At 68.3% G+C, this 14,815-nt stretch carries 9 protein-coding genes; 8 read left to right on the forward strand and 1 reads right to left on the reverse strand.

Annotated features, from left to right (window positions below; translation table 11 throughout):
• Positions 1-77: 77 nt before the first annotated feature.
• Positions 78-3,914, reverse strand: coding sequence for a GH92 family glycosyl hydrolase (locus IE185_RS10925; RefSeq protein WP_138893953.1), 3,837 nt, complete (start codon positions 3,912-3,914; stop codon positions 78-80).
• A 465-nt stretch (positions 3,915-4,379) separates the two neighbouring features.
• Here IE185_RS10925 and ngcE point away from each other — a divergent pair, with 465 nt between their 5' ends.
• From ngcE to dxs, 8 genes are all read left to right on the forward strand, one after another.
• Positions 4,380-5,825, forward strand: coding sequence for an N-acetylglucosamine/diacetylchitobiose ABC transporter substrate-binding protein (gene ngcE / locus IE185_RS10930; protein ID WP_138893952.1), 1,446 nt, complete (start codon positions 4,380-4,382; stop codon positions 5,823-5,825).
• A 49-nt stretch (positions 5,826-5,874) separates the two neighbouring features.
• Complete coding sequence (locus IE185_RS10935; protein WP_138893951.1) at positions 5,875-6,798, forward strand: carbohydrate ABC transporter permease; 924 nt, start codon at positions 5,875-5,877, stop codon at positions 6,796-6,798.
• Positions 6,798-7,724 carry a carbohydrate ABC transporter permease gene (locus IE185_RS10940; RefSeq protein WP_138893950.1) on the forward strand — a complete coding sequence of 309 codons (927 nt, stop codon included), beginning with the start codon at positions 6,798-6,800 and terminating at the stop codon, positions 7,722-7,724. Before IE185_RS10935 ends, IE185_RS10940 begins: the two co-directional genes overlap by 1 nt.
• Before the next feature lie 161 nt (positions 7,725-7,885).
• Positions 7,886-9,088: an ROK family transcriptional regulator gene (locus IE185_RS10945; RefSeq protein WP_138893949.1), complete on the forward strand. Its 1,203-nt coding sequence runs from the start codon at positions 7,886-7,888 to the stop codon at positions 9,086-9,088.
• A 118-nt stretch (positions 9,089-9,206) separates the two neighbouring features.
• Entirely contained in the window at positions 9,207-10,316 is a 1,110-nt protein-coding gene (locus IE185_RS10950; RefSeq protein ID WP_138893948.1) for a sugar ABC transporter substrate-binding protein, read from the forward strand.
• Positions 10,317-10,490: 174 nt separating this feature from the next.
• Positions 10,491-11,279 carry an ATP-binding cassette domain-containing protein gene (locus IE185_RS10955; protein ID WP_138893947.1) on the forward strand — a complete coding sequence of 263 codons (789 nt, stop codon included), beginning with the start codon at positions 10,491-10,493 and terminating at the stop codon, positions 11,277-11,279.
• Positions 11,276-12,568 (forward strand): sugar ABC transporter permease, encoded by a 1,293-nt coding sequence (locus IE185_RS10960; RefSeq protein ID WP_138893946.1) that lies wholly within the window; start codon positions 11,276-11,278, stop codon positions 12,566-12,568. Before IE185_RS10955 ends, IE185_RS10960 begins: the two co-directional genes overlap by 4 nt.
• A gap of 174 nt (positions 12,569-12,742) precedes the next feature.
• Positions 12,743-14,659 (forward strand): 1-deoxy-D-xylulose-5-phosphate synthase, encoded by a 1,917-nt coding sequence (gene dxs / locus IE185_RS10965; protein WP_138893945.1) that lies wholly within the window; start codon positions 12,743-12,745, stop codon positions 14,657-14,659.
• The last annotated feature ends 156 nt before the right edge of the window (positions 14,660-14,815 follow it).

Genomic DNA, 14,815 nt, shown 5'->3' on the forward strand with positions numbered 1-14,815 from the left:
ACACGAACGATTACAACGCCGTGGTGGATGCGGGGCAGGGAGGACCGGCCGCCGGACCGGTCCTCCCCGTGCCCGGGTCACCCCAGGAGTTCCACCTCGGCGAGGGTCGCCGGTCCGTCCGGTACCAGCCGGTACTTCTCGTACCTGTGGGCGCCGGCGACGGTGAAGACGCGGGTCTGGTGGTCCCAGGCGAAGGACTCTCCCGTACGCCTGTCGAGGTCCCTCCACGTCTCACCGTCCCGCGAGCCCTGGAGCACCCAGCCCCGAGGGGCCTTGGCGCGGTCCGAGGACGTGAGGGTGTACTGGAGGGCGCGGGTGTCCGGCTTCACCGGCAGGTCGAGACTCTCGAACTGCCCGTCCGTGGCCGACGAGTTGTCGGACAGCGGACCTGAGGCCGTGATCGCGTCCGCGCGCGGCGACGGCACCTTGTCGTCCTGGGTGATCGAGACGGGCGCGGCCTTCCTGCCCGTGCCCCACGACGACGGCTCGGGGCCCATGTCGAACTCCAGCGTCCCGCCGCGCGCGAGCACGCTGTGCGGCAGCGCGGTGGACTTCCACGGCTTGCCGTTGACCTTCAGGCCCTGGACGTAGATGTTCTTCGCGCTGTTCTCCGGCGCCCTGACCACCAGGTCGCGGCCGTTCTCCAGGTGGACGGTCGCCTTGGTGAAGAGCGGTGAGCCGATCGCGTACTCGCCGCTGCCCATGACCAGCGGGTAGAAGCCGAGCGCGGAGAAGAGGTACCAGGCGGACTGCTCGCCGTTGTCCTCGTCGCCGTGGTAGCCCTGGCCGATCTCACTGCCGGTGTAGAGGCGGGAGAGGACCTCGCGGACCTTCTCCTGCGTCTTCCAGGGCTTGCCCGCCGCGTTGTACATGTACGTCGCGTGGTGGGCCACCTGGTTGCTGTGCCCGTACATGCCCATCCGTACGTCGCGCGCCTCCGTCATCTCGTGGATGACGCCGCCGTACGAGCCGGCGAACTCGGGGGCGGCCGTCTCCGGGGTGGAGAAGTACCGGTCGAGCTTGTCGCCGAGGCCGGCCCGGCCGCCGTAGAGGTTGGCGAGGCCGCGGGAGTCCTGGGGCGCGGTGAAGGCGTAGCCCCAGCCGTTGGTCTCCGTGTAGTCGTATCCCCAGACGCGCGGGTCGTACTTCTCGGAGGGGACGCGCCAGCCGCCCTTGAGGTCGCGGCCCTGGAAGAAGCCGGCCTTGTCGTCGAAGAGCTTGACGTAGTTGCGGGCGCGGTTGAGGAAGTATGCCGCCTCCTCCTTGTAGCGCGCCTTCTTCGTCTTCTGGTGGAGCGCCTCGCCCATCTTCGCGAGGCCGTAGTCGTTGAGGTAGCCCTCCAGTGACCAGGAGAGGCCCTCGTGGGTCTCGGTGGAGGCGTACCCGAGGAACGGGGACGTCTTCATGCCCTTGCGGCCCACACCGGACGAGGGCGGCACGACGGTGGCGTTCTTGAGCGCCGCCTCGTACGCCGCCTCGGCGTCGAACCCGACGCCCTTGACGTACGCGTCGGCGAAGGCCACGTCGGAGCTGGTGCCGGTCATCAGGTCGGCGTAACCGGGCGAGGACCAGCGGGAGATCCAGCCGCCGTCCTTGTACTGCTGGACGAAGCCGTCGACGAGCTTGCCGGCCTTCTTCGGGGTGAGGAAGGAGTACGCCGGCCAGGTCGTCCGGTAGGTGTCCCAGAAGCCGTTGTTGACGTACACCTCGCCGTCGACGATCTTCGCGCCGGTGTGGGTGGGGGTGTCGGGGCCCGGCTGCTTGGAGAAGGGGCTCGCGTACTGCTGCTTCGGGCGGGCCCTGGTGCCGGTGTTCTCGAAGCCCGAGTTCGGATACAGGTACAGCCGGTAGAGGCTGGAGTAGAGGGTCGTCAGCTGGTCGCGGCTCGCGCCCTCGACCTCGACGCGCCCGAGCAGGTCGTCCCAGGCGTCCCGCGCCCGGTCCCTGACGCGCTCGAATGAGGTGCCCGCTGGGATCTCGTCGGCGAGGTTCTTCTTCGCCTGGTCCACACTGATGAGTGAGGTCGCCAGCCGCAGGGTCACCTGACGGTCGGCGCCCGGCTCGAAGCGCAGATAGCCGGTGACGTCGTCGCCCCCGCCGCCGCTGAGCTTGCCGCTCCCGGTGACCGGCGCGTCGAAGACGCCGTACACGAAGAGCCTGGTGGCGCCGGTGGACAGGCCGCTCTTGACGTCCGAGAAGCCCGTGAAGGAGCGGGTGGCCGGGTCGAGGGTGAGACCGCCGTCGTTCGACACGTTGTCGAACATCACGCTCGCGTCCTCGCCCGGATAGGTGAACCGCATCATCGCCGCGTGGTCGGTCGGGGTCATCTCGGCCTTGAGGCCGTTCTCGAAGGTGACCCCGTACTCGTGCGGCTTGGCCGTCTCGTTCTCGTGGCGGAACGGCAGGGCGCGCGCCTTGCGGCCGGCGTCCGGGGTGCCCGCCACGGCGGACGGCATCAGCTGGAACGTCTGCCGGTCGCCCATCCAGGGGCTCGGCTCGTGGCTCGCGCTGAACGCCTGGAGGGTGGGCAGGTTGTCGCTGTTGTTGCCGCGGGCGTAGTCGTACAGCCAGCTGGTGGAGGCGGCGTTCGTCACCGGCGTCCAGAAGTTGAACCCGTGCGGAACGGCGGTCGCGGGAATGTTGTTGCCGCGCGAGAAGGCGCCGCTGGAGTGGGTGCCGCGCGTGGTCGAGACGTAGTCGGAGAAGTGCGCCAGGCGCTTCTCCGGGGCCTTGGGGGCAAGGGTGACGTCGTCCACCCAGCCGCTGAACTTCGCGGGCCCCTTGGGCGAGTCGTACGCCACCAGCACCCGGTCGACGGTCTTGCCGGCCGCGACCGCGCCGATCCGCGACGCCTTGTGGTTCCACTGGTTGACGTACAGCGTCTTGGACGCCCCCTGGCCCTGCGGGGACAGGACCGCGCCGTGCTGGTCGACGGCGCGCAGGTCACTCAGATAGGTGCCGTCCGTGAAGGCCAGGTCCACCGACACGTGGGTGGCCGGGTACGCGAGGTCGGTCTCCGGGAGGGACGGGAAGACCCGGTACGACAGCTCGGTGTCCCGCGTGATCCGCGTGTCGACGTCGAAGACCTTGTTGTACGAGTACGCCCGGCCGTCGGCCTTGTGCGTACCGGCGTACCGCAGCGCGCGCTTCCCCGTGAACCCCGCGCCCGCCTTCGCGGTGGGGGAGCCGGAGGGCCCGCGGTCGACCTGGCTGCGCATGTCCTGGGGCGCGGGCGTGGCGGTGTCACCGTTCGAGAACTGAACGTCCGCCAGTTGGGTGGCGTCGGACGCGCCGTTGTTCCGGGTGATCTCCAGCCGGTAGTGCGCGTACGCCGTCGTGTTCGTGAAGCCGTAGCTCTTCGTCTCGAACCGCTTGGCGAAGGTCTGACCCGCGCGGGAGTCGAGGACCTGCCACTCCTTGCCGTCGGCCGACCCCTTCAGGATCCAGTCCTTCGGGTCGCGCTCGGCGTGGTCGTTGGCGGAAGTGAGGGCGTATGTCACCAGCTTGGCCGGTTCGTCCAGGTCGAACTCGATCCATGCCGACGGTTCGAAGGCCAGCCACTTGGTGGCGGGCTGGACGTCGACGAGGTTCTCCTTGGTCTCGCCGCCGCCGGTGTTCTCGCCGCTGGCGCGCAGCTCGACGACCTGGTCGGTCACATTGCCCGGGATCCCGGAGCTGAACCCGCCGTCCACGCCCGAGGCGCGCTTCTCGCCGCCGGGGGTGACTTCCACCGTATTGCGCCAGTCTGGCTGGGGTTCGTCCGCCTCGAAGGAGGAGCTGAAGGTCTGCTCCGGCGGCGCCGGCCGGTCGGGTCGCGCGACGGCCGCCGAGGGGGCCGTCACCACCAGCAGGAGGGCGGTCGCCGCGACGGCGGCCGCGGTGGGGCCTTGCGCGTACCGAGGTCTGTACTGCATCCCGGGCTTTCCTCCCCTTGGACAACGTTGTCATGAGCGGTGCAACGGGGTCCAGTAGGGAGCCAAGTCGCCGATGCTGTCAAGGGTGTTGTACGGGGCGGGGGAGGCGAAGGGGACGCGCCGTGTTTACGGAGCCGAACGGACGACTACGTGCGCGTTCCAGATATCCGCGAGGTCTCAACTCGGGAAAGCTTGCCGTCCAACCTTGCTTTCGATCTTGCTCAGTTGACCGGAAGTGGACTATACCTGTCGGCGTCCGCAACGCAGCTTTGCGGAAGCGGACCAGGGGGACGGGGAGCAGTGGGGGAAGCCGCGTGACGGCTGCCGAAAGCTGTGTCCGACGTACTTACTGCAACTCAGCACGACCCAGCGTCATTTGACTGCGGTGGCGGGGCCCTTCGCCTAGGCGATAAGTACGGGCGACCGGTACACCGCCTGAGTCCTGGAGAAGGCGAGGACTTGAGCATGGGATCCACCTCCGCCCACAACAATGAGGGCCTTGGCCGTCGCGATCTGATCAAGCGTTCGGCCGCACTCGGCCTGATCGCTGTTCCGACGATGAGCTTCCTGTCGGCCTGCGCGAGCGGCGACAGCGGCGGCGACGAGAAGGTCGACAAGGGCAAGAAGACCGAGAAGAACCCGCTGGGTGTCAATGAGGGCGCGCCGCTCGAAATCGTGATTTTCGACGGTGGTTTCGGCACGAAGTACGCCGAGGACGCCAAGGCCGTCTACGAGAAGACGTACCCCAAGGCGAAGATCAAGTTTTCGTCGACGCAGAAGATCAGGTCGCAGCTCCAGCCGAGGTTCAACGGCGGAACACCCCCGGACCTCATCGACAACTCGGGCGCCGAGCAGATGGACATGGGCGTCCTGGTCGGCAAGAAGCAGCTCACCGACCTCACCCCGCTGCTGGACTCCCCGTCCATCGACGACCCGAGCAGGAAGGTCCGCGACACGCTGCGGCCCGGCATCGTCGAGATGGGCCAGTTCGACGGCGACCCCGTCTGGATCATGTACTACGCGTACACGGTCTACGGCGTCTGGTACTCCGAGACGGCGCTGGAGAAGCTGGACGCGACGTACCCGGAGAACTGGGACGACATGCTCGCCCTGTGCGCCAAGGCGAAGAAGAAGGGCGTCGCGGGCTGGACGTACGCGGGCAAACACCCGTACTACCTGCCGTTCTCGCTCTACCCGTTCATCGCCAAGATCGGTGGCCGTGAGGTCCTCGACAAGATCGACAATCTGGAGCCCAACGCCTGGTCCGACCCGGCCGTGAAGGCCGCGTTCGAGGCGTACTACGAGCTCTTCAAGAAGGGCTACATCCTCAAGGGCACCCCGGGCATCGACCACATCCAGTCGCAGACCGCCTGGACCCAGGGCAAGGCGCTCTTCATCCCGAACGGTTCGTGGGTGGAGAACGAGGCCGCCAAGACGATGCCGGCCGACTTCAAGCTCGCCGTGGGCGCGCCGTCCGGCCTCGACAGCTCGGACAAGATGCCGTTCGGCACCATCTGGGCCTCCGGCGGTGAGCCGTTCATCGTCCCGAAGTCGGCGAAGAACCCCGACGGCGGCATGGAGCAGCTGCGCATCATGCTCAGCGAGGCGTCGTCGAAGAACTTCACCCAGAGCGTGAAGTCCCTGACCGCCCTCAACGGCGGCACCGACGGCATCGAGCTGACCCCGGGCCTCAGGTCCGCCACCGCCGCGCTGGAGAAGGCCGGCGACAACGTGGTCAACCCGCGCCTGCAGGACTGGTACGTGAAGCTCCAGAAGGAGCAGATCGGCGTCGCCGGTCTGGGCGAGATGATGGCCGGCCGAGCGACCCCGGCGGAGACCATCAAGAAGATCCAGGGCTTCGCCGACGCGGCGGCCAAGGACCAGTCCATCAAGCACTACAAGCACCAGTGAGCAAGCGTCACCAGCGGCGGCACACGCCGGAAGATCGGGGTCGGTAACCATGCAACACGGCAAGTACCGGTTCATTGTGGGTTTTTTGGCGGCCCCATTGGCGTTGTACGCAATCTTCGTCATCTGGCCGTTCATCCAGTCCATCTACTACTCGTTCACGGACTGGACCGGCCTGAGCCCGGACTTCAAGATGGTCGGCTTCGACAACTACAGCAGGATGCTGGAAGACCAGATCTTCTGGGATTCGTTGGGGCACAGCCTGATCTTCGCGCTGCTGCTGCCGCTGGTGACGCTCGGCCTCGCGCTCTTCTTCGCCTTCATGCTCAATGTCGGCGGACGGCGCCGGAAGGGCGCGGCGATCGCGGGAGTCCGAGGCTCGGGCTTCTACAAAATCGCGTACTTCTTCCCCCAGGTGCTCTCGATCGCCATCGTCGCGGTGCTCTTCGCCTTCGCGTACAACCCGAACGAGGGCGCCATCAACGGCCTGCTGAGGGCCATCGGTCTCGACAGCGTCCAGCCGCAATGGCTGGGCGACCCGGACACCGCCCTGTGGGCCGTCATGGCGGTGCTCGTCTGGAGCACCGTGGGGTTCTTCGTGGTGCTCTTCTCGGCGGGCATGGCGTCCATTCCCAAGGACTTCTACGAGGCCGCCCTGCTGGACGGCGCGAGCCGGTTCACCACGTTCTTCAGGATCACCATCCCGCTGCTCTGGGACACCGTGCAGTCGGGCTGGGTCTACATGGGGATCCTCGCGCTCGGCGCGGAGTCCTTCGCGGTCGTGCAGATCATGACCGTGGGCCCCGGCGGCCCCGACTACTCGACCACCGTCCTGGTGCTGTACGTCTACCAGACGGCGTTCCGGGACGGCCAGGCAGGCTATGCGACAACGATCGGTGTGGCCCTGCTCGTCATCACCCTGGCCCTCGCGGCCCTGGTGATGCGCGTGGGCCGGCGTGAGCGGCTGGAGTTCTGATGAAGACCACTGACACCCCGCCCGCCGGCGTCGCCGAGGACCGCCCGCCCGTCACCAGGACGTCCGGCGCGCAGGCCCCCGCGAAGCCGAAGAAGGACGTCAGCGGCAGCACGCTCAACGTCTTCTCGCACGGCATCCTGATCCTGTGGGCCTTCATGGTCGTGATGCCGCTGCTCTGGGCGGTGATGACGTCGTTCAAGGACGACGCGTCGATCTTCGAGTCGCCGTTCTCGCTGCCGGACCGGCTGCACTTCGAGAACTGGTCGCGCGCCTGGTCCGAGGCGCACATGAGCGACTACTTCTTCAACACCGTCGTCGTGGTCGGTTGCTCGCTCGCCGGCACGCTGCTGCTGGGCTCCATGGCGGCGTACGTCCTCGCGCGCTTCGACTTCCCCGGGAACCGCCTCATCTACTTCCTCTTCGTCGGAGGAATGAGCTTCCCGATCATGCTGGCCCTGGTGCCGCTGTTCTACGTACTGAAGAACATGGGGATGCTGGAGACGCTCCCGGGCCTGATCCTCGTCTACATCGCGTACTCGCTGCCCTTCACCGTCTTCTTCCTCACCTCCTTCTTCCGTACGCTGCCCAGCTCGGTGGCGGAGGCGGCGATGATCGACGGCGCCTCGCACACCCGCACCTTCTTCCAGGTGATGCTGCCGATGGCCAAGCCCGGCCTCATCAGCGTCGGCATCTTCAACTTCCTCGGGCAGTGGAACCAGTACATGCTGCCGACCGTGCTGAACAACGACCCGGAGAACCGGGTGCTCTCCCAGGGCCTGGTCGAGCTCGCGACCAGCCAGGGCTACAAGGGCGACTGGTCGGGGCTCTTCGCCGGCCTGGTGATGGCCATGCTGCCCGTCCTCGCGGCGTACATCGTCTTCCAGCGCCAGGTCGTCCAGGGCCTCACCGCGGGCGCCGTGAAGTAGCGCCCCAGGGCCCGTGCCCGCCCGTACGAACCGCCCGCCGGCGCCTTGCCGGCGGGCGGTTCGGCGTTCCTCCAGCCCCTGCCGCCAGGCTCAAGGTCTTGACGGGGGGCAACCCGAAAGGCTCATCTTAGAGTTCACATGTTGGAGAAAGAGGAGAGTCAATGGAGACTCCGGGGTCGCAGACGTCACTGCACCGGGCCAATCTTGAGCGAGTCGTACGGGCCGTCCGGATGGCGGGCTCGCTCACCCAGGCAGAGATCGCCAGGGCCACAGGGCTCTCGGCAGCCACGGTCTCCAATATCGTGCGCGAGCTCAAGGACGGCGGGACCGTCGAGGTCACCCCGACCTCCGCGGGCGGCCGCCGGGCGCGCAGCGTCTCGCTGAGCGGTGACGCCGGCATCGTCATCGGGGTCGATTTCGGGCATACGCACCTGCGGGTCGCCGTCGGCAACCTCGCCCACCAGGTGCTCGCCGAAGAGGCCGAGCCGCTGGACGTGGACGGCTCCGCCGCCGAGGGCTTCGACCGGGCGGAACAGCTGGTCAAACGCCTGGTCGCGGCGAGCGGCATCAGCCAGGACAAGGTGATCGGCGTCGGCCTCGGCGTGCCCGGGCCGATCGACGTGGAGTCCGGAACGCTCGGCTCGACGTCCATCCTGCCGGGCTGGAAGGGCATCAACCCGAGCGAGGAGCTCTCCGGGCGCCTGGGCGTGCCCGTGTACGTCGACAACGACGCCAACCTCGGCGCGCTCGGCGAGCTGGTCTGGGGCAGCGGGCGCGGGGTCAAGGACCTGGCGTACATCAAGGTCGCGAGCGGTGTCGGCGCCGGCCTCGTCATCAGCGGCCAGATCTACCGGGGGCCCGGCGGCACGGCGGGCGAGATCGGGCACATCACGCTCGACGAGTCCGGCCCGGTCTGCCGCTGCGGCAACCGCGGCTGCCTGGAGACCTTCACGGCCGCCCGGTACGTCCTGCCCCTGCTCCAGCCCAGCCACGGCCCCGATCTGACCATGGAGCGCGTCGTGCAGCTCGCGCGCGAGGGCGATCCGGGCTGCCGTCGGGTGATCGGCGACGTCGGCCGCCACATCGGCAGCGGAGTGGCGAGCCTGTGCAACCTCCTCAACCCCAGTCGAGTGGTGCTGGGCGGCGACCTGGCGGAGGCTGGAGAGCTAGTACTCGGACCCATCCGTGAGTCCGTCTCGCGGTACGCCATCCCCAGCGCCGCCAGACAGCTCGCGGTGGCTCCCGGAGCGCTCGGCGGAAGGGCCGAGGTCCTGGGCGCACTCGCCCTCGCGCTGAGCGAAATGGGAGATTCGACCCTTCTGGACAGTGCGGTGCCCGAGCGGGCGCCGTCTTCAATTAGATAACGAATGGCACCGTTGTCATCTCGTTAAGGATTTACTCCTTGACGCTGCCAGCGGGGCCGAGTTGACTTCCAGCCACCTCGGCCGCAATGTCGCGGCCTCGTCAGGGAGGTTCCAAGAAATGAACACGCGTATGCGTCGTGCCGCCGTGGCCGTGGCCGCCACCGCAATGGCCGTCTCGCTCGCCGCCTGTGGCAGTGCCGAAGAGGCCGACTCCGCCAAGGAGACCGGCGCCAAGAAGGGCGACGATCTCAAGATCGGCCTGCTCCTGCCGGAGAACCAGACCGCGCGCTACGAGAAGTTCGACAAGCCGCTGATCGAGAAGAAGATCAGCGAGCTGACCAACGGCAAGGCGGAGCTCGTCTACGCCAACGCCAAGCAGGACGCCACCACCCAGACGCAGCAGATCGACACGATGATCACCAACAAGGTGGACGCGCTCATCGTGGACGCCGTGGACTCCAAGGCCATCGCCGGCGGCGTGAAGAAGGCCAAGGACCAGGGCATCCCGGTCGTGGCCTTCGACCGCCTCGCCGAGGGCCCGATCGACGCCTACACCTCCTTCGACAACGAGGAAGTCGGTCACGTCCAGGGCAAGGCCCTCCTCGAGGCCCTCGGCGACAAGGCCAAGGACGGCCAGATCGTGATGATGAACGGCGCGATCACCGACCCGAACGCCGCCCTGTTCAAGAAGGGCGCTCTCGCCGAGCTCGACGGCAAGGTGAACATCGGCAAGTCGTACGACACCAAGGAGTGGAAGCCGGAGAACGCCAACGCCAACATGGAGGCCGCGATCTCGGCCCTCGGCAAGGACAAGATCATCGGCGTCTACTCCGCCAACGACGGCATGGCGGGCGGCATCATCACCGCCCTCAAGTCGGGCGGCTTCAGCAAGCTCCCGCCGGTCACCGGCCAGGACGCCGAGCTCGCGGGTGTGCAGCGCATCGTCGCGGGTGAGCAGTTCATGAGCGTCTACAAGCCGTACGCGCCGGAGGCCTCGGCCGCCGCCGAGATGGCCGTGGCGCTCGCCCGTGGCGAGAAGCTCGACTCCATCGCCAAGGAGAAGACGGACAGCCCGACGAACAAGGGCATCCCGTCCGTGCTGGTCCCGGTCGTCTCGCTGACCAAGGACAACATCAAGGACACCGTCGTCAAGGACGGCGTCTACACGGTCGCCGAGATCTGCACCCCGAAGTACAAGGCCGCCTGCGACAAGCTCGGCCTGAAGTAGGGCTCCCGGGCCCACGGCCCGCGCCTCCTGAAGCCTGTACGGCGCTCCGCCCCCTCTCTGCCCCCGCTATCGGGCGGAGCGCCGTACAGAAACGCTTCTTCCCCTCTGTTCGCTTCTGCTCAACCGTCGCGCCCCCTCCCGGCGCGTCATCCCGCCGGTCAGGCGGCGAAGGAGATGGTTCACGTGTCCGCTACGCCCGTGCTGGCGTTGCGCGGGGTCTCCAAGCGGTTCGGTGCCGTTCAGGCGCTCACCGACGTAGAGCTTGAGGTCCACGCCGGTGAAGTGGTCGCCCTGGTGGGCGACAACGGCGCCGGAAAGTCCACGCTGGTCAAGACGATCGCCGGCGTGCACCCCATCGATGACGGTGTCATCGAGTGGGAAGGCAGCACCGTCCGGATCAACCGGCCGCACGACGCCCAGAACCTGGGCATCGCGACCGTCTATCAGGACCTCGCGCTGTGCGACAACATCGACGTCGTCGGCAACCTCTACCTCGGCCGGGAGATCCGCAAGCGCGGTGTCCTCAACGAGGTCGAGATGGAGCGCCGCGCGCTCGAACTGCTCACCACGCTGTCGATCCGCATCCCCAGCGTGCGCATCCCGATCGCCTCGCTCTCCGGCGGCCAGCGCCAGACCGTGGCCATCGCCCGATCGATGCTCGGTGAGCCGAAGCTGGTCATCCTCGACGAGCCCACCGCCGCCCTCGGCGTCGAGCAGACCGCCCAGGTCCTCGACCTCGTCGAGCGGCTGCGCGAGCGCGGCCACGCCGTGATCCTCATCAGCCACAACATGGCGGACGTCAAGGCCGTCGCGGACAAGGTGGCCGTGCTCCGGCTCGGCCGGAACAACGGCGTCTTCGACGTGAAGACCACCTCGCAAGAAGAGATCATCTCCGCCATCACCGGTGCCACGGACAACGCCGTGACCCGCCGTGCGGCGCGCAACGGGGAGGCTCAGAAGTGAGCATCGACAAGTCCTCCACCCCCGGCGGCGGCCCCGTCGTCGAGAACCCCGAGGCGGCCCACGACGCGGTCACCGTCGTCGACCCCCGGCTGCTCGTCCGCGAGCGCGGCTTCGCGGGCTACGTGTCCGAGTTCAAGCGCAAGCTGCACGCGGGTGACCTGGGGTCCATCCCCGTCGTCATCGGCCTGATCCTGATCTGCGTGATCTTCCAGGGTCTGAACTCGAACTTCCTGTCCGCGCAGAACCTCAGCAACATCGCCGTCACGATGGTCGCCACCGGCATGATGGCCGTCGGCATCATCTTCGTGCTGCTGCTCGGCGAGATCGACCTGTCGGTCGGCTCGGTCAGCGGTGTGTCCGGCGCCATCGTCGCCGTGCTGAGCGTCACCCACGGCATGAACGAGTGGCTCGCGGTACTCGTCGCGATCGTCAGCGGCGCCGCCATGGGCGCGCTGCACGGCTTCTTCTTCGCCCGGGTCGGCGCGCCCGCGTTCGCCGTCACCCTGGCCGGCCTGCTCTTCTGGCTCGGCTTCATGCTCCAGCTCCTCGGCGACCAGGGCACCATCAACCTGGACGGCGACGGCGTGGTCGGCCGGCTGACCACGTACTACTTCTCCGACGTGGCCGCCGCCTACGGTCTGGCCGCGCTCGCCGTGGTGGGCTTCTTCCTCTCGTCCTTCCTGGACAACCGCCGCCGCGAGGCCGCAGGCATCCCGTCCCGGCCGCTCGTCGACACGGTGCTGCGCACGGTGCTGCTCGCCGTGGTCGCCTTCGCCGCAGCGATCATGTTCAACCAGTACAAGGGCCTGCCGCTGGCACTCGTCCTCTTCCTGGTCGTCCTGGTCGTGACGGACTTCGTGCTCCGCCGCACGGCATACGGGCGCAAGATCTTCGCCCTCGGCGGCAGCGTCGAGGCGTCCCGCCGGGCCGGCATCAACGTCACCGCGATCCGCATCTCGGTCTTCGCGATCGCGGGTACGTTCGCCGCCGTCGGCGGTCTGTTCTGGGCCTCCAAGATCGCCGCCGCCAACCAGAGCGCCGGCGCCGGCGACCTGCTGATGAACGTCATCGCGGCGGCCGTCATCGGCGGCACCAGCCTGTTCGGCGGCCGCGGCCGGACCTGGAACGCGCTGCTCGGCGTCATGGTGATCGTCTCGATCCAGTACGGCCTGGCCCTCGAAGGCATCGCCACGCCGATCCAGTACATGATCACCGGTGGTGTCCTGCTGGCGACCGTGGTGATCGACTCCGTCACCCGGAAGACGCAGAAGACCGCGGGCCGCGCCTGACCGCACCTCGCCAGCCGTGCCCGGCACCGGATCCCGGTGCCGGGCACGGCTGTGCGCGCGCCCGGCCGTAACCGACGCGTGACGCAGAACGCACCGCCCGATGACCAACGCCGCGGGCGGAACATTAGACTCGACAGACCGGCAAGCAGACAGTTCAACTGCAAGGAGGCACGGGTGGCGCTGCTGACCCGCATTACGGGACCGCGCGATCTGGACGGGCTCACCCCGGAGCAGCTGGACCGGCTGGCCGCCGAGATCCGGACGTTTCTCGTGGACGAGGTCTCCAAGACCGGCGGACACCTGGGGCCCAACCTCGGTGTCGTCGAGCTGACGATCGCTCTGCACAGGGTCTTCGAGTCGCCGAAGGACAAGGTCCTCTTCGACACCGGACACCAGAGCTATGTGCACAAGCTGCTCACCGGCCGCCAGGACTTCTCGAAGCTGAAGATGAAGGGCGGCCTGTCCGGCTACCCCTCGCGCGCCGAGTCCGAGCACGACGTCATCGAGAACTCGCACGCCTCGACCGTCCTCGGCTGGGCCGACGGCCTCGCCAAGGCCAACGAGGTCCTCAAGAAGGAGGACCACCACGTCGTCGCCGTCATCGGTGACGGGGCCCTCACGGGCGGCATGGCCTGGGAGGCGCTGAACAACATCGCCGTGGCCAAGGACCGTCCGCTCGTCATCGTCGTCAACGACAACGAGCGTTCGTACGCCCCTACCATCGGCGGCCTCGCGAACCACCTCGCCACGCTGCGCACCACCGACGGTTACGAGCGGTTTCTCGCGCGCGGCAAGGACCTCCTGGAGCGCACCCCCGTCGTCGGGAAGCCGCTCTACGGGACGCTGCACGGCGCGAAGAAGGGCCTCAAGGACTTCATCGCCCCGCAGGGCATGTTCGAGGACCTCGGCCTGAAGTACGTCGGCCCGATCGACGGACACGACATCGAGGCCCTGGAGTCCGCGCTCCAGCGCGCCAAGCGCTTCGGCGGCCCCGTCATCGTCCACTGCCTCACCGAGAAGGGCCGCGGCTACCAGCCGGCCCTCGCCGACGAGGCGGACCGCTTCCACGCCGTCGGCAAGATCCACCCCGACACCGGCCTGCCGATCGCCTCCTCGGGCGTCGACTGGACCTCGGTGTTCGGCGAGGAGATGGTCAAGCTCGGCAAGGAGCGCGAGGACATCGTCGCGATCACCGCCGCCATGCTCCAGCCGGTCGGCCTCGACAGGTTCGCGAAGGCGTTCCCCGACCGGGTGTACGACGTCGGGATCGCCGAGCAGCACGGCGCGGTCTCCGCGGCGGGCCTGGCGACCGGCGGCCTGCACCCCGTGTTCGCCGTGTACGCGACCTTCCTCAACCGGGCCTTCGACCAGGTCCTGATGGACGTCGCCCTGCACGACTGCGGCGTCACCTTCGTGCTGGACCGCGCGGGTGTCACCGGCACCGACGGCGCCTCGCACAACGGCATGTGGGACATGTCGATCCTCCAGTGCGTCCCGAACCTGCGGATCGCCGCCCCGCGCGACGCCGACCAGGTCCGCGCCCAGCTGCGCGAGGCCGTCGAGGTCGACGACGCGCCCACCGTCGTCCGTTTCTCCAAGGGCGCGGTCGGTCCCGCGGTCAGGGCCGTGGGCAAGGTCGGCGGCATGGACGTCCTGCGCAGGCCGGCCGAGGGCTCGGCGGACGTCCTGCTCGTCTCGGTCGGCGCGCTCGCGCCGATGTGCCTGGAGATCGCCGACCTCCTCGACAAGCAGGGCATCACCACGACCGTCGTCGACCCGCGCTGGGTCAAGCCGGTCGACGAGGCGCTCGCGCCGCTCGCCGAGCAGCACCGGGTCGTCGTCACCGTCGAGGACAACAGTCGCGCCGGCGGCGTCGGCTCCGCGGTCGCCCAGGCGCTGCGGGACGCGGGCGTCGACGTACCGCTGCGCGACTTCGGCATCCCGCCGCGCTTCCTCGACCACGCCTCCCGCAAGGAGGTCATGGCCGAGATCGGGCTGACGGCGCCGGACATCGCCCGTCAGGTGACGGGGCTGGTCGCCAAGCTGGACGGCCGTCTGGAGGACACGCCGGCCGAGGCCGCGCGCGACTGACGGCCCGCCACACCGGCCCAAAGGGCCCGCCCGGAGCACGCTCCGGGCGGGCCCTTTGGTTTCGATCCCCCGAAAGGGTCAACTCGCAGGGCCGGTACGCATACCGGTCCGTGCCTCCCATCGGGTGAAACCGGGCGGCGGTCCTCGTGGGAACCG

Origin of the sequence: Streptomyces chryseus (assembly GCF_014650755.1) — a bacterium.
Classification (GTDB): Bacteria; Actinomycetota; Actinomycetes; order Streptomycetales; family Streptomycetaceae; genus Streptomyces; species Streptomyces chryseus.

What these genes read in the sequence shown, in the direction of transcription:
- IE185_RS10925 (WP_138893953.1), bottom strand. Translation starts at nt 3,914, where the DNA reads ATGCAGTACAGACCTCGGTACGCGCAAGGCCCCACCGCGGCCGCCGTC.
- ngcE (WP_138893952.1), top strand. Translation starts at nt 4,380, where the DNA reads ATGGGATCCACCTCCGCCCACAACAATGAGGGCCTTGGCCGTCGCGAT.
- IE185_RS10935 (WP_138893951.1), top strand. Translation starts at nt 5,875, where the DNA reads ATGCAACACGGCAAGTACCGGTTCATTGTGGGTTTTTTGGCGGCCCCA.
- IE185_RS10940 (WP_138893950.1), top strand. Translation starts at nt 6,798, where the DNA reads ATGAAGACCACTGACACCCCGCCCGCCGGCGTCGCCGAGGACCGCCCG.
- IE185_RS10945 (WP_138893949.1), top strand. Translation starts at nt 7,886, where the DNA reads ATGGAGACTCCGGGGTCGCAGACGTCACTGCACCGGGCCAATCTTGAG.
- IE185_RS10950 (WP_138893948.1), top strand. Translation starts at nt 9,207, where the DNA reads ATGAACACGCGTATGCGTCGTGCCGCCGTGGCCGTGGCCGCCACCGCA.
- IE185_RS10955 (WP_138893947.1), top strand. Translation starts at nt 10,491, where the DNA reads ATGGTTCACGTGTCCGCTACGCCCGTGCTGGCGTTGCGCGGGGTCTCC.